At 68.3% G+C, this 18,676-nt stretch carries 14 protein-coding genes; 7 read left to right on the top strand and 7 right to left on the bottom strand.

The features are described from left to right. Nucleotides 1-10 precede the first annotated feature (10 nt). From QK291_RS15915 to QK291_RS15905, 3 genes are all read left to right on the top strand, one after another. On the top strand, nucleotides 11-727 hold the full coding sequence (locus QK291_RS15915) for a MerR family transcriptional regulator (RefSeq protein ID WP_282383639.1): 717 nt from the start codon (nucleotides 11-13) through the stop codon (nucleotides 725-727). Continuing rightward, on the top strand, nucleotides 727-1,230 hold the full coding sequence (locus QK291_RS15910) for a bifunctional nuclease family protein (RefSeq protein WP_282383638.1): 504 nt from the start codon (nucleotides 727-729) through the stop codon (nucleotides 1,228-1,230). The genes QK291_RS15915 and QK291_RS15910 overlap by 1 nt, the downstream gene beginning before the upstream one ends. Nucleotides 1,231-1,501: 271 nt before the next feature. After that, nucleotides 1,502-2,098, top strand: coding sequence for a MerR family transcriptional regulator (locus tag QK291_RS15905; RefSeq protein WP_282383637.1), 597 nt, complete (start codon nucleotides 1,502-1,504; stop codon nucleotides 2,096-2,098). A 122-nt stretch (nucleotides 2,099-2,220) separates the two neighbouring features. On the opposite strand, the gene QK291_RS15900 is transcribed toward QK291_RS15905, so the two are convergent. Beyond that, the gene (locus QK291_RS15900; RefSeq protein WP_282383636.1) at nucleotides 2,221-3,072 is read right to left on the bottom strand and encodes a ParA family protein; all 852 of its coding nucleotides are present in this window, start codon (nucleotides 3,070-3,072) and stop codon (nucleotides 2,221-2,223) included. 350 nt (nucleotides 3,073-3,422) lie between these two features. On the opposite strand from QK291_RS15900, the gene QK291_RS15895 reads away from it, so the two are divergent. Further along, the gene (locus QK291_RS15895; protein ID WP_282383635.1) at nucleotides 3,423-6,818 is read left to right on the top strand and encodes a pyruvate carboxylase; all 3,396 of its coding nucleotides are present in this window, start codon (nucleotides 3,423-3,425) and stop codon (nucleotides 6,816-6,818) included. Between the two features lie 203 nt (nucleotides 6,819-7,021). Here QK291_RS15895 and QK291_RS15890 read toward each other — a convergent pair whose 3' ends face one another. After that, the gene (locus tag QK291_RS15890) at nucleotides 7,022-8,842 is read right to left on the bottom strand and encodes an AMP-dependent synthetase/ligase (protein WP_282383634.1); all 1,821 of its coding nucleotides are present in this window, start codon (nucleotides 8,840-8,842) and stop codon (nucleotides 7,022-7,024) included. Between the two features lie 182 nt (nucleotides 8,843-9,024). On the opposite strand from QK291_RS15890, the gene QK291_RS15885 reads away from it, so the two are divergent. Continuing rightward, nucleotides 9,025-10,116 (top strand): ROK family glucokinase, encoded by a 1,092-nt coding sequence (locus QK291_RS15885; RefSeq protein WP_282383633.1) that lies wholly within the window; start codon nucleotides 9,025-9,027, stop codon nucleotides 10,114-10,116. Between the two features lie 47 nt (nucleotides 10,117-10,163). Here QK291_RS15885 and QK291_RS15880 read toward each other — a convergent pair whose 3' ends face one another. From QK291_RS15880 to QK291_RS15870, 3 genes are read right to left on the bottom strand one after another with little or no spacing between them, the layout of a single operon-like run. Further along, nucleotides 10,164-10,853: a hypothetical protein gene (locus QK291_RS15880; protein WP_282383632.1), complete on the bottom strand. Its 690-nt coding sequence runs from the start codon at nucleotides 10,851-10,853 to the stop codon at nucleotides 10,164-10,166. Beyond that, the gene (locus QK291_RS15875) at nucleotides 10,846-11,649 is read right to left on the bottom strand and encodes an alpha/beta fold hydrolase (RefSeq protein ID WP_282383631.1); all 804 of its coding nucleotides are present in this window, start codon (nucleotides 11,647-11,649) and stop codon (nucleotides 10,846-10,848) included. The genes QK291_RS15880 and QK291_RS15875 overlap by 8 nt, the downstream gene beginning before the upstream one ends. Further along, complete coding sequence (locus QK291_RS15870) at nucleotides 11,646-12,470, bottom strand: alpha/beta fold hydrolase (protein WP_282383630.1); 825 nt, start codon at nucleotides 12,468-12,470, stop codon at nucleotides 11,646-11,648. Before QK291_RS15870 ends, QK291_RS15875 begins: the two co-directional genes overlap by 4 nt. A 112-nt stretch (nucleotides 12,471-12,582) precedes the next feature. Between QK291_RS15870 and QK291_RS15865 the strand changes: the two genes are divergently transcribed. Together QK291_RS15865 and QK291_RS15860 are read left to right on the top strand one after the other, a co-directional pair. After that, on the top strand, nucleotides 12,583-13,326 hold the full coding sequence (locus QK291_RS15865; RefSeq protein ID WP_282383629.1) for a lysophospholipid acyltransferase family protein: 744 nt from the start codon (nucleotides 12,583-12,585) through the stop codon (nucleotides 13,324-13,326). A gap of 139 nt (nucleotides 13,327-13,465) precedes the next feature. Then, complete coding sequence (locus QK291_RS15860; protein WP_282383678.1) at nucleotides 13,466-14,839, top strand: 3-deoxy-7-phosphoheptulonate synthase class II; 1,374 nt, start codon at nucleotides 13,466-13,468, stop codon at nucleotides 14,837-14,839. 148 nt (nucleotides 14,840-14,987) lie between these two features. On the opposite strand, the gene QK291_RS15855 is transcribed toward QK291_RS15860, so the two are convergent. Together QK291_RS15855 and QK291_RS15850 are read right to left on the bottom strand one after the other, a co-directional pair. Further along, a complete protein-coding gene (locus QK291_RS15855) occupies nucleotides 14,988-17,111 on the bottom strand; it encodes a PASTA domain-containing protein (RefSeq protein ID WP_282383676.1) in 2,124 nt (707 codons plus the stop codon). 140 nt (nucleotides 17,112-17,251) lie between these two features. Beyond that, complete coding sequence (locus tag QK291_RS15850; RefSeq protein ID WP_282383628.1) at nucleotides 17,252-18,640, bottom strand: LysM peptidoglycan-binding domain-containing protein; 1,389 nt, start codon at nucleotides 18,638-18,640, stop codon at nucleotides 17,252-17,254. Nucleotides 18,641-18,676: the final 36 nt, after the last annotated feature.

Here is an 18,676-nt window from a genome sequence, read left to right as displayed (position 1 = left end):
GCCTGTGGCCATGGCACAAGCGGAACGGCGCGGACCCCAGGTTCTGAACATCGGGGAAGTCCTGGCTCAGCTAAGCGACGACTTCCCCAATATGACCGCGTCAAAAATCCGGTTCCTTGAGGAAAAGGGACTGATCAACCCCCAGCGGACCCCCGCCGGGTACCGGCAGTACGGCGAGAACGACGTCGAGCGGCTGCGTTTCGTGCTCGCCCTCCAGCGCGACCAGTACCTGCCGTTGAAGGTCATCAAGGACTACCTCGACGCGATCGACCGCGGCGAACGTCCGGACAACCTGCCTCCCGGCGTGACGGTCTCGCCGCGGATTGTCTCCGAGGAACTCGCCTCCGAGCTCCACAACCGGGTCCGCCGGCTCAGCGAGGAACAGCTCCGGACCGAATCCGGCGCCAGCGTGCCGCTGGTCGAATCGCTCCTGAGCTACGGCCTGATCGGCCATGTCAACGGCAAATTCGACGAGCACGCCCTCCAGGTCGCACGCGCCTGCGTCCAGCTGGAGAGCCACGGCCTGGAACCACGGCACCTGCGGCCGTTCCAGGCCGCCGCCGAACGCGAGTTCGGTCTGGTGGAGCGCGCGGTGGCCACCCTGACCTCCCGCAAGGATGCCGCTTCCCAGGCGCGTGCCGCCGAAGCCGCCCGGGAGATCAGCGAGCTGTGCCTGACACTGCACCGCGCCCTGGTCCAAGACCGCATCTCGAGGATGGACATCTGATGATTGAGGTGGAAATTGTAGGCGTTCGGATAGAGCTTCCGTCCAACCAGCCGCTCGTCCTGCTCAAGGAGATCCACGGGGAGCGGCATGTGCCGATCTGGATCGGCACCCCCGAGGCCAGTGCGATCGCCCTGGCCCAGCAGGGGGTCGTGCCGCCGCGCCCCATGACCCACGACCTGCTCATCGACGTCGTCGAAACCCTCGGCCACACAATCGTCAGCGTCAACATCGTGGCCGTGGAGGACAACGTCTTCTACGGGCAGTTGCAGTTCGAGAACGGGACCACGGTCAGTTCCCGGGCCTCCGACGCTCTCGCGCTGGCCCTCCGCGCGAAGTGCCGGATCTGGTGCGCCGACGCCGTGATGGAGGAGGCTGGCGTGCGGATCACCGAACACGACGAGGGCGAAGACACCCACCCGGGTCCCGCCGTCGACGAGGAAGGGGAGCTGCGCCGTTTCCGCGAGTTCCTCGACGACGTCGAGCCTGAAGACTTCGCCGGTTGAACGGGCTGACATCACGTTAAGGTTAAAGTCGAGGATGAAAGTTTCGACACGCCCTGCAATACCCCGAACGTCTTTGACCTTGGGCCCCGGCAGGCCTAACGTCAGAAGTACAAGTTCCCATTGCACGCAACAGCCGCTCAGGTCACACTGGAAGGTGCAGCCCCGGCACAATGACACGGATGAATTTTATCCATCCGTGGTTTCTTTTCGCTAGGGATAACCGGTTGTTACTGCAAATGTCCGCAGGGGAGCCATGACAAGGAGGATCCACGTGAGTCCGAAAGGCGAAGCAGGCGAGCTTAACCAGCCCTCGACGGCCGGTGTAGCCGTGCCGGCCAGCGGTGCCCAGGGTCTGCTGTTCACCGAGGATCTCCCTGTTCTGGACGAGGACGCGGGTTACCGCGGCCCGACGGCCTGCAAGGCAGCGGGCATCACCTACCGCCAGTTGGACTACTGGGCACGCACCGGACTGGTCGAGCCCGCCGTCCGCGGCGCCGCAGGTTCCGGTTCGCAGCGGCTCTACGGTTTCCGCGACATCCTGGTCCTCAAGGTCGTCAAGCGGCTCCTTGATACCGGCGTTTCCCTGCAGCAGATCCGCACCGCCGTCGAGCACCTCCGGGAGCGCGGCGTCGAGGATCTTGCCCAGATCACCCTGATGAGCGACGGCGCCAGCGTGTACGAGTGCACCTCGGCCGACGAGGTCATCGACCTCGTCCAGGGCGGACAGGGCGTCTTCGGCATCGCCGTCGGCCGGGTCTGGCGGGAAGTGGAAGGCAGCCTCGCGGCGCTTCCCAGCGAACACGCCGGCGTCCAGTCCTTCCCGGACGACGAACTCAGCAAGCGCCGGGCCACCCGAAAGATCGGCTAGGCACCGGCCCCACCAACACACCCCAAAAGGCAACGCGGGGTCACTTTGCGCCCATCCGGGAATGACGGACGGGCGCAAAGTGACCCCGCGTTGCTTTTGCTTTGGGGGTTCCGGGGGTGAGGCTAGCGGTTCACGCGGTCCCGGACCCGGGCGGCTGCCGGCCGGCTGTCCGCGGCCAGCAGGTTGGCCAGCAGGGCGTCGAACAGGGCGGCTGCGTGCTTGGCCGACTCACCGGGCCAGTGGTGGATGGAGTGCGCAGCGCCCTGGATCTGCTGCCAGTTGGCCTGCTCCGGGATGTGCGGTGACAGCAGTAGCCGGCCGAACATGGATTCCATCTCGGCGAGCCGGAAGGTGTGCTCGGCGGATCCGCTGCGTACCCGGTTCGCGACGATGCCGGCCGGAGAGAGGTTCGGAGCGAATTCCTGCCGGAACAGCTGGATGGCGCGCATGGTGCGTTCCGTTCCCGCCACCGAGAAGAGCCCGGGTTCGGCCACAAGAGTGACCTTGTCGCTGGCGTACCAGGCCATCCGGGTGAGCCCGTTCAGGGACGGCGGGCAGTCCACGAGGACCAGCTCGTACTTCTCCGCGCCGGCCAGCACCGCGGAAAGCCGGCGCAGGTCGCGGCGTCCGAGGTCCGGCCGGTCGTAAATGCCGGTGTAGGCGGAGCCGACGGCCACATCCAGAACGCCCGGCGATGAGCCTGCCCGCGCCGCGCCTTGGGCGGCAGCGCGCTCCACCCAGCCGCTAGGGACAACGTTTTCGGACAGGCGGGCCCGCCGGGGAGCCTTGAGCATCCGGCCGATGTCCAGCTGGTCTCCCGGCCGGACTCCGAGGGCCGTACTCGCATCCGCGTGCGGATCAAGGTCGACGACGAGGGTGGGGATGCCGGCGGCCAATGCCGCGGACGCCAATCCGGTGGTCACCGATGTCTTGCCGACACCGCCTTTGAGGCTGCTGATGCTGACTACTTGCACTTGAAAAACCAATACCTAACGCCGGTTGCCGGGACGGGGTCCTGCCGGCTCCTGCGTTCTCCGGAGCCGGGGCGAGCATGCGCCACCCACCTCCCCATCATATGTTGCCGCCCCGCCTAAGCCAGCCTCATCTGGTGCCGGGGCGGCAGATGATGGATAAGCTTCAACCGGGGCCGGGATCCGACCCTCGTTGGGATGTACCCGCTTGATGTATTTGCCTGGCGTTTTGCCTAATCCGGCATACGTGACGCGCGCCGCTGTGACGGTCGACACAATGATTTGTGTTTGTCCGTGCAGGTCCTAGACACTGTGACCAATTACCGATACACCCGCGATGATGCAGGAGAAGTATGTTTTCGAAGATTCTGGTGGCCAACCGCGGCGAAATCGCGATCCGTGCCTTCCGCGCCGGCTACGAACTCGGTGCCAAAACTGTAGCCGTCTTCCCGAACGAGGACCGCAACTCCATCCACCGCCAGAAGGCCGATGAGGCCTATCTGATCGGTGAGGAGGGCCACCCTGTCCGGGCCTACCTCGACGTCGACGAAGTGGTGCGCGTGGCCAGGGAATCCGGGGCCGACGCCATCTATCCCGGCTACGGCTTCCTGTCCGAAAACCCGCGCCTGGCCCGCGCCGCGGCCGCGGCCGGCATCACCTTCGTGGGGCCGCCCGCCGAGGTCCTCGAACTCGCCGGCAACAAGGTCGCCGCCCTCGAGGCGGCCCGCAAGGCCGGCGTCCCGGTCCTGAAGTCCAGCCAGCCCTCCAAGGACCTGGACGAACTCATCGCTGCCGCCGACGAGATCGGCTTCCCCATCTTCGCCAAGGCCGTCGCAGGCGGCGGAGGGCGCGGCATGCGCCGCGTCGAATCCCGCGACGCCCTGCCCGAAGCACTGCAGGCAGCCATGCGCGAAGCCGACGCGGCGTTCGGCGACCCGACCATGTTCCTGGAGCAGGCCGTGCTGCGCCCCCGCCACATCGAGGTCCAGATCCTGGCCGATGCGGAGGGCAACGTCATGCACCTCTTCGAGCGCGACTGCTCCATCCAGCGCCGCCACCAGAAGGTCATTGAGATCGCCCCGGCGCCGAACCTCGACGAAGGGATCCGGCAGGCGCTTTACCGCGACGCCGTGAAGTTCGCCAAGGCGCTGAACTACGTCAACGCTGGCACCGTGGAATTCCTCGTCGACACCGTGGGGGAGCGGGCCGGCCAGCACGTCTTCATCGAAATGAACCCGCGGATCCAGGTCGAGCACACCGTCACCGAGGAAGTCACCGACGTCGACCTCGTCCAGGCACAGCTGCGCATCGCCGCCGGCGAGACCCTCGCGGACCTGGGCCTTTCCCAGGAGACCGTCAAACTCAGAGGCGCCGCCCTGCAGTGCCGCATCACCACGGAGGATCCGGCCAACGGCTTCCGGCCCGACGTCGGCAAGATCACCGGCTACCGGTCGGCCGGAGGTGCCGGCGTCCGGCTCGACGGCGGCACCGTCTACTCCGGTGCCGAGATCAGCCCGCACTTCGACTCGATGCTGGTCAAGCTGACCTGCCGCGGCCGTGATTACCCGGCCGCTGTGGCCCGGGCCCGCCGGGCCCTCGCCGAGTTCCGCATCCGCGGCGTCTCCACCAACATCTCATTCCTGCAGGCTGTCCTGGACGACGCCGACTTCATCGCCGGCAACGTGGCCACCTCCTTCATTGACGAACGCCCGGAACTGCTCAAGGCCCGGGTCTCCGCGGACCGCGGCACGAAGCTGCTGACCTGGCTCGCGGAGGTCACGGTGAACAAGCCCAACGGCGAGCTCACGGTCCACAGCGATCCCGCCGCCAAGCTCCCGGCGCTGGACGACGCCGCCGCCGCGCAGGGCTCCCGCCAGCGGCTGCTGGAGCTGGGCCCGGAAGGCTTCGCGAAGGCCCTGCGCGCGCAGAACGCCGTCGCCGTCACGGACACCACGTTCCGCGACGCCCACCAGTCCCTGCTCGCCACCCGGGTCCGCACCCGCGACCTCGTGGCAGCCGGCCCGGCCGTTTCCAAGCTCCTCCCTGAACTGCTCTCCGTCGAGGCCTGGGGCGGCGCCACCTACGACGTCGCGCTGCGCTTCCTCGGCGAGGATCCCTGGGACCGGCTCGCGGCGCTGCGCAAGACGCTGCCGAACGTCTGTCTGCAGATGCTCCTCCGCGGCCGCAACACGGTCGGCTACACCCCGTACCCGGAAGAGGTGACGGTGGCCTTTGTCAACGAGGCCGCCGCGACCGGCGTCGACATCTTCCGCATCTTCGACGCGCTCAACGATGTCAACCAGATGGCCCCGGCCATCCGCGCCGTCCGCGACACCGGGACGGCCGTCGCGGAGGTTGCCCTCTGCTACACCGCTGACATGTTGGACCCGGACGAGACGCTCTACACCCTGGACTACTACCTGGAGTTGGCCCAGAAGATCGTCGACGCCGGCGCGCACATCCTGGCGATCAAGGACATGGCGGGTCTCCTGCGTCCCGCCGCCGCTGCCCGTCTCGTGAGTGCCCTGCGCGAACGCTTCGACCTGCCGGTCCACCTGCACACGCACGACACCGCCGGCGGCCAGCTGGCCACGCTGCTGGCAGCGGTCGACGCCGGAGTGGACGCCGTGGACGTGGCCTCCGCCTCGCTCGCGGGCACCACCAGCCAGCCCTCGGCATCCGCGCTGGTGGCAGCCCTGGCCCACACGCCGCGGGACACCGGGCTGAGTCTGGCGAACGTGTGCGCGCTGGAACCGTACTGGGAGGCCGTCCGCCGCGTCTACGCACCGTTCGAATCCGGCCTTCCCGGCCCCACCGGCCGGGTCTACCAGCACGAGATCCCCGGCGGCCAGCTCTCCAACCTGCGCCAGCAGGCAATCGCGCTGGGCCTGGGGGAGCGGTTCGAGGCCATCGAGGACATGTACACCGCGGCGGACCGGATCCTCGGCCGGCTGGTGAAGGTCACACCCTCCTCCAAGGTCGTCGGCGACCTGGCCCTGCACCTCGTGGGACTCAACGCCGACCCGGCGGACTTCAACGAGAACCCGCAGAAGTACGACATCCCGGATTCCGTGATCGGCTTCCTCTCCGGTGAACTGGGCGATCCTCCCGGCGGCTGGCCGGAACCGTTCCGCACCAAGGCGATGCAGGGCCGTACCGTCAAGGTCCGCGACGTGGAGCTCAGCGCCGAGGACAGCGCCGCCCTGAAGTCCGATTCCAAGACCGTGCAGCAGACCCTGAACCGGCTGCTCTTCGCCGGTCCCACCAAGGACTACCAGAAGAGTGTGGAGTCCTACGGCAACCTATCGGTGCTGGACACCCGCGACTACCTCTTTGGGCTGCAGCGCGGCGCAGAGCACGAGATCGAGCTGGAGAAGGGCGTCCGCCTGATCGCCTCGCTCGAAGCGGTTTCCGAACCGGACGAGAAGGGCATGCGCACCGTGATGTGCACGCTCAACGGACAGTCCCGCCCGGTGGTGGTCCGCGACCGTTCCGTAGTCAGCAACGTCAAGGCCGCCGAACGCGCCGACACCTCCCAGCCCGGCCAGGTGGCCGCACCGTTCGCCGGCGCCGTCACCCTGACCGTCAAGTCCGGCGACGAGGTCAAGGCCGGCGACACCGTCGCCACGATCGAGGCCATGAAGATGGAAGCGTCCATTACGACGCCGGTCGCCGGCAAGGTCTCGCGACTCGCCGTGGGCGCGATCGAACAGGTCCAGGGCGGAGACCTGCTGCTCGTCGTCGAATAGCGGCCACGCACCACCGCACAACACAACCGCACAACAATGAAGAAGGGTCCTTCCGGCCGAGAGGCTGGAAGGACCCTTCTTCATAAACAAACTCAAAGCAACGCGGGGTCAGACCCGGCCCATCAGCCAGCCGCTGACGGGCGGTATCTGACCCCGCGTTGTTTTGGGGCGGTATCTGGCGCTGCGTTGCTTTGGCGCGCCGCTTAGACCTGGTCGGGGCGCGGGGCGCCGTACATTTCCTCGATGACGTTCTCGAAGTCCTTCATCACCTGGGCCCGCTTGACCTTCATCGAGGGCGTGAGGTGCCCGGAGGCCTCGGTGAAGTCGGCCGGCACGATCCGGAATGACTTGATGGCCTCGGCCTGGGACACCGACTGGTTGGCACCGTTGATGAGTTCCTGCACCGCTGCCTTGACCACCGGGTTGTCGGTGGCCTCGGCAAGGGTCGTGGAGGCGGGCAGCCCGTGGCGGTGCAGCCAGCCGGGCAGGGCCTCCTCGTCGAGGGTGACCAGCGCGCCGATGAAAGGGCGGTTGTCACCGACCACCAGCACCTGGGAGACCAGCGCGTCGGCACGGATCTGGTCCTCCAGAAGGGCCGGCACGACGTTCTTGCCGCTGGCCGTGACGATGATTTCCTTTTTGCGCCCGGTGATGGTCAGGAAGCCCTGCTCATCGAGTTGTCCGATGTCGCCGGTCCGGAACCAGCCATCGACGAAGGACTCGGCGGAAAGGTCCTCACGCTTGTAGTACCCGCGCATGACGCACACGCCCTTGGCGAGGATCTCGCCGTCGTCGGCGATCTTCACGGCATTGCCTGGAATCGGGGCCCCGACGGTGCCGATCATGATCCGATCCGGTGTGTTCACGGTGACGGGCGCCGTGGTCTCGGTGAGCCCGTAGCCTTCCAGGATCTGCATGCCGATGCCCTGGAAGAAGTGGCCCAGCCGCTCGCCCAGCGGGCCGCCGCCGGAGACGGCGTGGGCCACCTCGCCGCCCATGGCCGCGCGGAGCTTGCTGTAGACGAGCTTGTCGAAGAGGGTGTGCTTGAGCTTGAGGCCCAGGCCGATCTTGCCGGCCTGGCGGGCGCGGGAGAACTCGATGGCGGTGTCCGCCGCGCGGTGGAAGATGGCGCCCTTGCCGCCGTCCTCTGCCTTGGTCAGCGCCGAGTTGTAGACCTTCTCGAAGACCCGCGGCACCGCGAGGATGAAGGTCGGCTTGTAGCTCTGCAGGTCCGGCAGGAGGTTCTTGATGTCCGGTGTGTGCGCCACTGTGACGCCGGCGGCGACCGCGAGCACCGAGATAAAGCGTGCGAACACGTGGGCCAGGGGCAGGAACATGATGGTCCGGGCGTGCTCGTGGACGATCTTGTTCAGCGAGGTGGCAAGCGCGTTTTCGGAGAGTTCCACGAAGTTGCCGTGGGTCAGCTCGCAGCCCTTGGGCCGGCCGGTGGTCCCCGAGGTGTAGATGATGGTGGCGAGGTCGCCGAGGGAGGCCAAGGCGCGCCGCGCCTCCAGTTCCTCATCGCTGACCGCCGCGCCGGCGGCGCGGACCTCGTCCAGGCCGGTTCCTTCGAGCTGCCAGACGTGGGCCAGCGCGGTGAGTCCTTCGGAGGTGGCGGCCTGCCGGATGACATTCTCATGGTGGGCGGATTCGCCGAATGCGGCGACGGCGCCGGAATCGCCGAGGTTCCAGGCGACCTGGGAAGGGGATGAGGTCTCATAGATCGGCACGGAGACGGCACCGGCGAACCATATGGCGAAGTCGATGAGGGCCCACTCGTACCGGGTGCGGGACATGATGCCGACACGGTCGCCCGCGCCCACGCCGCTGGCCATCAGGCCTTTGGCGAGCACCGAGACATCCGCCAGGAAATCGGTGGCCCGGATGTCCTGCCATTGTCCGGCCGTGTCCAGGCGGGAGAACAAGGCCGGGTTGGACGCCTTCGCGGCCTGGCGGAGGACCAGGTCGGTGACGTTCATTTCCGGGGGGACTGTGACCAGGGGCGGGACACTGATTTCTCGCACGTTAGCTCCTTTGATATCCATGGACCCGCGAGGGGTACGACTAACACTAGTATGCGGTCGAAGGCATGTGTGTTCCACCACACCTACTGGCGAGTAACCTTACGGTTTGGTGACCCCCTCGTTGCGGCCGCCGCGGTGATGCGGCCTCTGCCCGGCCGTTCCGCCGAATAGGATAAGGAACCATGCACACACCTACATCCGGGCAGCAGCCCGGCCCGTACCGCAGGACGGCCGCCTGGCGGCGCAGGACGCTCGCGGGCGCAGCCGCCGGACCGGCCGGCCAGGGCTTCCGTGAGCACCTGCGGCTGGGCCGGAAAGGCCTCGCCATCGGCGTGGACATTGGCGGCACCAAGGTGGCGGCCGGTGTGGTCGATGCGGAGGGCAGGATCCTCGCCCAGGCCAAGCGGTCCACTCCCGGCAACGACCCCCGTGCGGTGGAACAGGTGATCGTGGAGCTGGTGGAGGAACTGGGCGAAGGCCACCGGATCTGGTCGGTCGGGATCGGTGCGGCCGGTTGGATGGACCTCGACGGCGGGACCGTGCTGTTCAGCCCCCATCTTGCGTGGCGCAACGAGCCCCTCCGGGACAACCTGCAGCGGCTGCTCCGTCGTCCCGTGCTGCTGACCAACGACGCCGATGCGGCCGGCTGGGCGGAGTGGCGTTTCGGGGCCGGGCAAGGCCAGAACCGCCTGGTCTGCATCACCCTCGGCACCGGGATCGGCGGTGCCATGGTGATGGACGGCCGGCTGGAACGGGGGCGCTTCGGCGTGGCTGGTGAGTTCGGCCACCAGATCATCATGCCCGGCGGCCACCGCTGCGAGTGCGGCAACCGGGGCTGCTGGGAGCAGTACGCGTCCGGCAATGCACTCGGCCGGGAAGCCAGGGAACTCGCCGCCGCCAATTCCCCGGTGGCCCAGGAGCTGCTCAAAGCGGTGGACGGCCACGCGGAGCGCATCACCGGCGTGATTGTCACCGAACTGGCCAAGGCCGGTGACCAGACTTCCCGGGAGCTGCTGGAGGAGGTCGGGGAGTGGCTGGGTTTGGGCCTCGCCAACCTCGCCGCCGCGCTGGATCCGGGCAAGTTTGTGATTGGCGGCGGACTCTGCGACGCCGGCGAACTGCTGGTTGGCCCGGCCCGGACGGCCTTCGCCCGGAACCTGACCGGCCGCGGGTTCCGGCCCGCGGCGGACATCGAGCTCGCGGCCCTGGGCCCGAATGCGGGCCTGATCGGTGCCGCGGACCTGTCCCGGGTCAGCAGCCGCATGCACAGCTAGCCGGCCACGGCCGGAGGCGCACGCCCGGATCGGGCGTACGAGCTCAGCTAGATGCGTGCGCCGTCGTCGTGTTCGTCCTTTTCGCCCGGCAGCTTCATGATCAGGAAGACCACCGACGCCGCGAAGGCTGCCACCATTCCCAGGATGGCCATCAGCGGGGCGGAGCGCCAGAACATCGCGGCGATCAGGAGTGCCACGGGGCCGCCTACGGCCCCCAGCCAGGCCAGCATCGTCAGCGGGTCGGTTCCGGCGAGGCTGGGCGGTTCCTCCGGCACGAACTCGCCCGGGCCCAGCGGGTCGTCCTCCGCGCCCTCGTAGTCCCGCGGCCCGGAGGCAGCCCCGGGGCGATCGGCGGCGGCGCCGGCCAGGGGGCCGCCGTCCGCGTGGAGCTGCGCCTGCCGCTCCTCGGCGGAAAGCTCCATCGGCACCCCGTTGGAAAGCCCCAGCGGGTCGAAATCGCTGAAAGGCCGCGGGGCGGAGCCGGCGGTGTCCGCGGCGGGCGCAGCGTCCGAGGCGGGTGCGTCCGGTACCTCGGGGTCCTCCGCGCGGGCCGCGGCACCGTGGCCTTCCCGGGCGTCCGGGCCTGCAAGGCCGTCCCGGGCTTCCGGATTTTCCGGTGTCACGGGGCGGGCGGCCGCCGCCGTGTCCCTGCCTTCCAGCCTCGCGACCAGGTCCAGCCAGACGGCGTCGTCCTGGTTGGCGCTGGAATCCGCGGAGTTTGGGTCCGGTCTAGTCATCTGCCGTGTCCTTTTGGCTAGCGTGGGCGGCGTCCGGGCCGCCTCCCGCACCCAGCGAACGGATAAATTCGGCCGTGCCGCGGAAGATCTCGGGCGCGTCGTTGTCCATGGTAGCCACGTGGTAGCTGTTTTCCAGCCGGATCACCTCCAGCGGCGCGTGGGTCAGTCCCCGGCGGAGGGCCACAATGCTCGAGTCGGAGACCACATGGTCCACCGCGGAGCGGTACACCCGCACCGGGGCGGTGATCCGGGGGAGCAGCCGCACGGTGTCCTTGAACATCCTGTTCAGTTCGTGCGCCGCGGCAACGGGTGTCCGGGGGTAGGCCCCCTCGTCGATGCCCTCTTTGAGGATGTCGTTGGCAATTGCCGGGGTGCTCTTGAGCACGAATTTCAGGATGCCCGCCAGCGGTGCCCGGGGATCGTCAATGACCAGGCCGGGGTTCACCAGCACAGCCCCCGCGACCGGCCGGGTGGCCGCAATCCGCAGAGCCAGCGCCCCTCCCATCGACAGCCCGGCAACGACGACCTGTTCACATTCCCCGGCGAGCTCAAGGTAGGCGGCGTCCAGCGCCGTGTGCCAGTCCTGCCAGCGGGTCCGGGCCAGGTCCTGCCAGCTGGTGCCATGTCCGGGCAGCAGCGGCATCCGCACGGCGTAGCCGGCGTCGGCCAGCGACCGGGCCCAGTCCCGGACGCCGTGCGGGCTGCCGGTGAAACCATGCGAGACGACGACGCCGGTGCGGGGCCCGGTTCCGGTGAACGGGCTGCTGAACGGTGCGTGGTCCAAGGGGATGTTCATGGGGTCTCCGGGGTGCTGGTGGCGGGCTGGTCCGGCCCCGCCGCGGACGGCGGAGCGGCGGCTGCATGGTGCAGGAAGAACCGGGCGGACCGCTCAAAGATGAGCGGGGCGTCGACATCGAGCGTGGCCACGTGCCCGCTGGCCGGCAGGCTGACCACTTCCAGCTCCCGCGACCCCAGTCCCTTCCGCAGCAGTTGAATCGAGGAGGGCGGGACCACAATGTCGGTGGCGGACTTGAACACGAGCGCCGGGGCGTCGACGGCCGGCAGGTCCCGCCGCGCCTCCTTGAAGAGCCTGCTCAGCTGGTGGACGGCTTCCAGCGGAGTGAGCGTGTAGTCGCCGTCCTTGGTGGCGGACGCCGTCGGATGCGGTTCCTGGACCGGAACGGTGGTGCGCTGGACATGTTTGAGCAGACCGATGTAGCGCACCCTGCGGTCATAGAAACTCAGCCCCGGATTGACGACGGCGATCCCGGTGACGTCGTGGCGCGCCGCCGTGCGCAGGGCAATGGTTCCGCCCATCGACAGCCCGGCCACGTAGCAGCGCCCGGTCCTGGCGGAGAGCTCCAGATAGGCGGCCTCAAAGGCCCGGTACCAGTCCTGCCAGCCGTACCTGGCCAGGTCGCGCCAGTCCGTGCCGTGTCCCGGCAGCAGCGGGACGGACACCGCGAAGCCCCGCCCGGCCAGATGCTCCGCCCAGGGCAGGACGCTCAGGGGACTCCCGGTGAAGCCGTGGCAGATGGCCACGCCGATGCCTGCGTTGGCGCCGTGGCCGGGATAACGGAACGCTGCGGGCGCCAGGGGAGTGCTGCTTCCGGTCATGTGCCCATCGTGTCACTGTTCCGGACAAAACTCACTAGAGTAGGGTGTCATTGAAGTGCTGGCCGGGTCCGATGGAGGGCCGGCCAGACGCCTTTCGGAGAGGTTCCGCCACGTGTTTTATTGGTTCATGAAGACGTTCGTCCTCGGACCCGTCCTGAAGACGCTTTTCAGGCCGTGGGTCAAGGGCCTGGACAACGTCCCCGCCGAGGGCGCAGCCATTCTGGCTTCCAACCATCTCTCCTTTTCCGACTCCATCTTCATGCCGCTGATGGTGCCCCGCCCCGTGGTGTTCCTTGCGAAATCCGAGTACTTCACCGGCAAGGGGGTCAAGGGCAGGCTGACGGCCGCCTTCTTCCGGCTGACCAACCAGTTGCCGATGGATCGCTCCGGCGGCGCGGCGTCCGCCCGCTCACTCGATGCCGGCATGGACGTGCTGAAGAACGGCTCGCTCCTGGGAATCTACCCCGAGGGCACCCGCAGCCCGGACTCCCGGCTGTACCGCGGCAAAGTGGGGGTGGCGCGGCTGGCCCTGCAGGCCCGCGTCCCGGTGATCCCGGTTGCGATGATCGGCACGGACAAGGTCCAGCCGATCGGCAAACGGATGCCCAACATCCGGCGCATCGGGATGATCTTCGGCGAGCCGCTGGACTTCAGCCGGTACTACGGCATGGAGGACGACCGGCTGATCCAGCGGTCCGTGACCGATGAGATCATGTACGAACTCATGCGGCTCTCCGGCCAGGAATACGCCGACGAGTACGCCGCCGTCGTCAAGCTCCGGCTCGCCGGGAAAGCCACCGAAGTGCCCGGGGACGGCACCGCCGGCACCGGACCTGCTGCCCCGGAGAGTGTGTGACCGGAGCGTGTGACGGGCCGGGCGCTGTCAATGACGGCCCGGGTCCGACGATCGCCACGGAGGCAACTATCCTTAGAGGGTGACTGAGCTATCTGCGCCTTCGGCCTCCCCCCTGACCAGTTCCCTGAGCGGCTCGCCCCTGGCGGGCTCTGCCCTGACCAGCACCGCCCAGAGCGGTGCCGCCAACTATCCCGGCCTGGACCACTGGCGGGAGCTGCCGGCCTCCCAGCAGCCGAACTGGTCGGACAAAACCGTCTTCGAAGCCTCCGTCAAGGAACTCTCCGTGCTTCCGCCCCTCGTGTTCGCGGGCGAAGTGGATATCCTGCGCGAACGCCTCGCCGCGGCGGCACAGGGCAAGGCGTTCCTGCTCCAGGGCGGCGACTGCGCGGAAACCTTCGAGGCCGCCACGGCGGACAAGATCAGCGCCCGCGTCCGCACCATCCTGCAGATGGCGGTGGTCCTCACCTATGGTGCCGCCATGCCGGTCATCAAGATGGGCCGCATGGCCGGGCAGTTCGCCAAGCCGCGGTCCTCCAACGATGAGACCCGTGAGGGCGTCACGCTGCCGGCCTACCGCGGCGACATCGTCAACGGCTACGACTTCACGCCGGAATCCCGGGCGCACGACGCCAGCCGGATGCTGAAGGCGTACCACACCTCCGCCTCCACCTTGAACCTGATCCGAGCGTTCACCCAGGGCGGCTTCGCGGACCTCAGGCTGGTGCACCAGTGGAACAAGGGCTTCACCGAAAACCCCGCCCACGCACGCTACGAGTCCCTGGCGCGGGATATCGACCGTGCCATCAAGTTCATGTCCTCCTGCGGCGCGGACTTCGAGGCCCTCAAGCGCGTGGAGTTCTACGCCAGCCACGAAGCGCTGCTGCTCGACTACGAGCGCGCCCTGACCCGCATCGACTCCCGCACGGGCTTCCCGTACGACACCTCCGCGCACTTCCTCTGGATCGGTGAGCGCACCCGCGAACTGGACCATGCCCACGTCGACTTCCTCTCGCGGGTCCGCAACCCGATTGGTGTGAAGCTGGGGCCGGGCACCAGCGGCGATGACGCGCTGCGCCTGATCGACAAGCTGGACCCGGACCGCGAACCTGGCCGCCTCACCTTCATCACCCGGATGGGCGCCGGCAACATCCGGGAGAAGCTGCCCCCGATCGTGGAGCGGGTCACCGCGTCCGGCGCCCAGGTCCTCTGGGTCACCGATCCGATGCACGGCAACACGGTCACCTCGCCGAACGGCTACAAGACGCGCAACTTCGACGACGTCATCGATGAGGTGCGCGGCTTCTTCGAGGTCCACCATGCGCTTGGCACGGTCCCCGGCGGGCTGCACGTCGAAATGACCGGCGACGACGTGGCTGAATGCCTCGGCGGGGCCGATCCGGTGGACCAGGAGTCCTTCCTGGACCGCTACGAATCGGTCTGCGATCCGCGCCTGAACCACATGCAGTCCCTTGAGATGGCCTTCCTGGTCGCCGGGGCCCTGGCCAAGCGGTAAGCAACGGTCCAAGCACCAGAACAGAAAGCTCCGCCCGGCTGGTTTCAGCCGGGCGGAGCTGCTTTAACGCGGAGCCTGATTGACGCGGAGACAGCCTGGCGCGGAGCCTGCCTGACGATGATCCTGCCTGGTGCGGTGACAGCCCGGGTCAGACCACGGTCAGGGTGATCACGGAGCCTTCCGGAACCTTCTTGTTCACGGGGTCCTGGTAACGGACCGTGCCAAAGAACCCGCCCAGGATATCCTCCACCTGGACTTCAAACCCCAGGGCCTCGAGTGCCTTGCGTGCCTCGTCGACCTGCTTGCCGACGAAGCTCGGAACGTCGACGAGCCTGGGCCCCTTGGAAACGGTAAGGGTCACCGCGCCGCCCCGGGTGAGGTTGCCGGAGGCCGGATCCTGTGCCACGACGGAGCCCTTGGGCACGGTCCGGTCAAAGACGGTTTCCGGCGAGATCACAGCCTTCAGCCCGGCGGCCTCGATGGCCTTGACCGCGTCCCCCTGCTCCTGGCCCCGCACGTCCGGCACCGGAAGGGGCTGCGGGCCCTTGGACACGGTGAGCTCGACCGGCGTGCCGTGCCGGACCGGATTGCCGCTGGGCGGTGCCTGCGCCATGACGGCGCCGGCGGGCTCGGATTCGTCAAAGGTTTCAGTGATCTGGCCGAGGGCCATGCCCGCACCGTTGAGGGCAGTCTTGGCTTCGTCGAGGGACGTCCCGACCAGCTCCGGCAGGGGGAACAGCTCCGGGCCTTTGGAGACCGCGAGGGACACCGGTTGGAACTTCCGGATGACTTCCCCGGCGGCGGGTTCGGATCCGACGACCAGCCCGGGGGCGACGTCGTCGTGGAACACGTCCTGGGTGGTGGACTGGAAGCCCGCGGTGCGGAGCAACTGCTGGGCCTCCGCCACCGTCATGTTCTCGAGCTGCGGAATCGTGCCGGGGGAGCCCGGCCCCATGCCAAAGAACCAGCCGGCCCCGCCGGCCAGCAGCGCCGCCATGACCAGGACCAGTACCCAGATCAGCCCCCGGCGCCGGGGGTTCCCCTCGCGCAGGCTCCGGACCGGCGTGGCCGCGGCACGCTGCCGCGCCTTGTCCTCGTCGCGGTCGTGTTTGCGCTGCGCCCGCTTGCTGGCGGGAACTGCCGAATCGTCTGTGTCGCGGCGGCCGTCATGGTTATCCGGGTAAGGCACCTCGTCGGGGGCGGACAGCGGGCCGTAGCCGGGGTGCCGCGGCGCCGCCGACATCACCGTGGTCGGGTTGCTGCCGCGGGCGATGAACTCCGTGGGCTGCTGCCGCCCGCCGATGACCTCGGTGGCGCCGTCGCCGCGAGGATCCGGTGAGCCCGGGCGCCGGGCCGGCGGACCCGGCGGGGGCGGCACGGCAGGCAGGGCCGGACGCGCCGCAGGAGGCTGCAGATCGAGTTCGGCGTCGCTGAGGTTCCGCCGGATGTGGCGGAGCTCGGAGAGCAGGGCGTAGCCGTCGACGGGGCGTTTGTCGGGGTCGTTGGCCGTGCACCACTGCACGAGTTCGTCGATTTCGGCGGCGAGACCGGGCACGAGCTGCGAGGGGGCACCGACGGTGGAGTTGACGTGCTGGTAGGCGACCTGGATGGGAACCTCGCCGTCGAAAGGCTGGCGGCCGGTGAGCATCTCATAGAGCATGATCCCGACCGAGTAGATGTCACTGCGCGCATCGGCCTGCCGGCCCAGCACGAGTTCGGGGGAGAGGTACGCCACGGTGCCGATCAGCCCGCCGGTACTGGTCGACGTTGAGATGGCGCGGGCCAGCCCGAAGTCGCCGAGCTTGATCCGCCCGTCGTCGGCGATCAGCACGTTCTCGGGCTTGATGTCCCGGTGGATGAGGCCCGCCTCATGGGCAGCCCCCAGGCCTTCGACGACGGGATCGATCAGCGCCAGCGCCAGGCGCGGCGGAAGTGCGCCCTTTTCCTTGAGAACGTCGCGCAGGGTGTGGCCCTTGATGTACTCCATCACCAGGTAGGCCACCCGGTCATCCTCGCCCTGGTCCAGCACCCCCACGACGTGCGGGTGCGACAGTCGGGCCGCGGCCTTGGCCTCTCGGCCCAGCCGGTCGAGGAACTGCGGGTCTCCGGTCATGTGGGGGTGCAGCACCTTCAGGGCCACGTCCCGCTCCAGCCGGCGGTCGGTAGCCACATACACAGTGGACATGCCGCCGCTGGCGAGCCTGGACTGAATCAGGTACCGGCCATCCACCAGGGTGCCAACGAGAGGGTCCGACGAGTATTCCTGCACTATACGATCCTAATCGCTGCACGGAAACGGGCCCGAATCAACATGCGATCCGGGCCCGTATCGTTATCCGCCGTGGCTTGGCGTGGACGTTGCCGTGCCTTAACCGGGGCGGCTGGCGCCGAAGCCGTGGTTGCCCTGGACTGCTAGGCGAAGTTCTTCTGGTGCGCCTTGATGGACTCCACGTAGCGCTTGGTGTCCTCGTACATGCCGTACTTGCTGACCGAGTACTGGCCCTGGTAGTAACCGGCGATGGCGCTGTCCTGGTCCGGGCTGGTGCGGATCAGCTGGCGGATGATCGCGACGCCGGCCGTGGCGTTGTCGTACGGGTCCAGCAGGTTCAGCTGGCGGCCCACGAGGTCCGAAGCCCACTCGCCCGAGGAGGGGATGACCTGCATGGCGCCGATCGCGTTCGCGGGGGAGACCGAGCGGTGGTCGAAGCTGGACTCCTGGAACGCGAAGGCCAGGGCCAGTGACGGGTCGACGCCCATGCGGCGGGCGGTGTCCGCGACGATGGTCTTCATCTGTTCGCGGCTGGGCACCGGCGAGGCGTTCAGCAGGGCCTTGTTCTGGTTGGCGGAGCTGACGACGGCGGCCGGATACGTGAAGCCGAGGAAGGTGCTCGGGACCAGCGGCGTGACAGTGGCAGCGGGCGGGGTGGCAGCCGGTGCGATGGACCCGCCCGTGAGCGCCAGCTTCTGGCCGGGGTAGATGATGCTGGACATCGTCAGGCGGTTGGCGGACAGGATGTCGGCGAGTTTGACGCCGTTCCTGGCGGCGATGCCGGAGAGGGTGTCGCCGGACTTAATGGTGTAGGAACCCGAGGCGGAGGCCGGGGCAGGAGCCGGGGTCGCGGCCGGCGCGGGGGCTGCCGGGGCTGGTGCCGACGGGGCCGGTGCCGCAGCGCCGCCGCCGATTTTGATCTGCTGGCCGGGGTAGATAATGGAGCCCAGGTTGAGCCCGTTCCAGCCGAAGACCTCGGAGAGCTTGACTCCGTGGCGGGCCGCGATGGCACTGAGGGTGTCGCCGGACTTCACGGTGTAGGCACTGCCGCCGGAAGGCGCGGCAGGGGCCGGGGCGGCCGGAGCCGCCGGCTGCGGCGCGGTGGCCGATTCGTCAAGTTTGATTGTCTGGCCGGGGTAGATGATGGCGTTGGCCCTTAGCCCGTTCAACTTCAGGACAGCGTAGGTGTCCAGGCCAAACTTGCCGGCGATTCCACTGATTGTGTCACCGCGGGTGATCGTGTACTCCGCCGGAGCGGAAACCTGGGCGGGCCGGAAGGCGGACGGCACGGCCGCCGGAACGGAAGTGGCAGGGATCAACGCGGAACCCAGGGAGCGTGCGGTCTGTCCCTGGGTCTGTGCCTGCATGGCCGCGGCGAGGGTAGCCGGGATGGTGCGGGCACGCGATTCGGCCGCAGCGGGCTGGGCGAGCGCCAGTGAAGAAAGGACGACGGCGGGAAGGGCCGCCGTCGTGGCCGCAATCATCGGCAGGCTGGGCCGCGTAGCGGGCTTTGGCGAACGTGACGTCGTCATGGGAAAGGTCCTCTTCTCAGCGGCGAACGCTGCGGG

Origin of the sequence: Arthrobacter sp. AL12, from assembly GCF_029960645.1 — a bacterium.
Taxonomy (GTDB): Bacteria; Actinomycetota; Actinomycetes; order Actinomycetales; family Micrococcaceae; genus Arthrobacter.
This window is presented reverse-complemented; position numbering and strand designations above follow the sequence as displayed.

Excerpts from the sequence above, each read along its gene's own strand:
- QK291_RS15915 (WP_282383639.1), top strand. The coding sequence starts at position 11 with ATGGCACAAGCGGAACGGCGCGGACCCCAGGTTCTGAACATCGGGGAA.
- QK291_RS15910 (WP_282383638.1), top strand. The coding sequence starts at position 727 with ATGATTGAGGTGGAAATTGTAGGCGTTCGGATAGAGCTTCCGTCCAAC.
- QK291_RS15895 (WP_282383635.1), top strand. The coding sequence starts at position 3,423 with ATGTTTTCGAAGATTCTGGTGGCCAACCGCGGCGAAATCGCGATCCGT.
- QK291_RS15885 (WP_282383633.1), top strand. The coding sequence starts at position 9,025 with ATGCACACACCTACATCCGGGCAGCAGCCCGGCCCGTACCGCAGGACG.
- QK291_RS15880 (WP_282383632.1), bottom strand. The coding sequence starts at position 10,853 with ATGACTAGACCGGACCCAAACTCCGCGGATTCCAGCGCCAACCAGGAC.
- QK291_RS15875 (WP_282383631.1), bottom strand. The coding sequence starts at position 11,649 with ATGAACATCCCCTTGGACCACGCACCGTTCAGCAGCCCGTTCACCGGA.
- QK291_RS15870 (WP_282383630.1), bottom strand. The coding sequence starts at position 12,470 with ATGACCGGAAGCAGCACTCCCCTGGCGCCCGCAGCGTTCCGTTATCCC.
- QK291_RS15850 (WP_282383628.1), bottom strand. The coding sequence starts at position 18,640 with ATGACGACGTCACGTTCGCCAAAGCCCGCTACGCGGCCCAGCCTGCCG.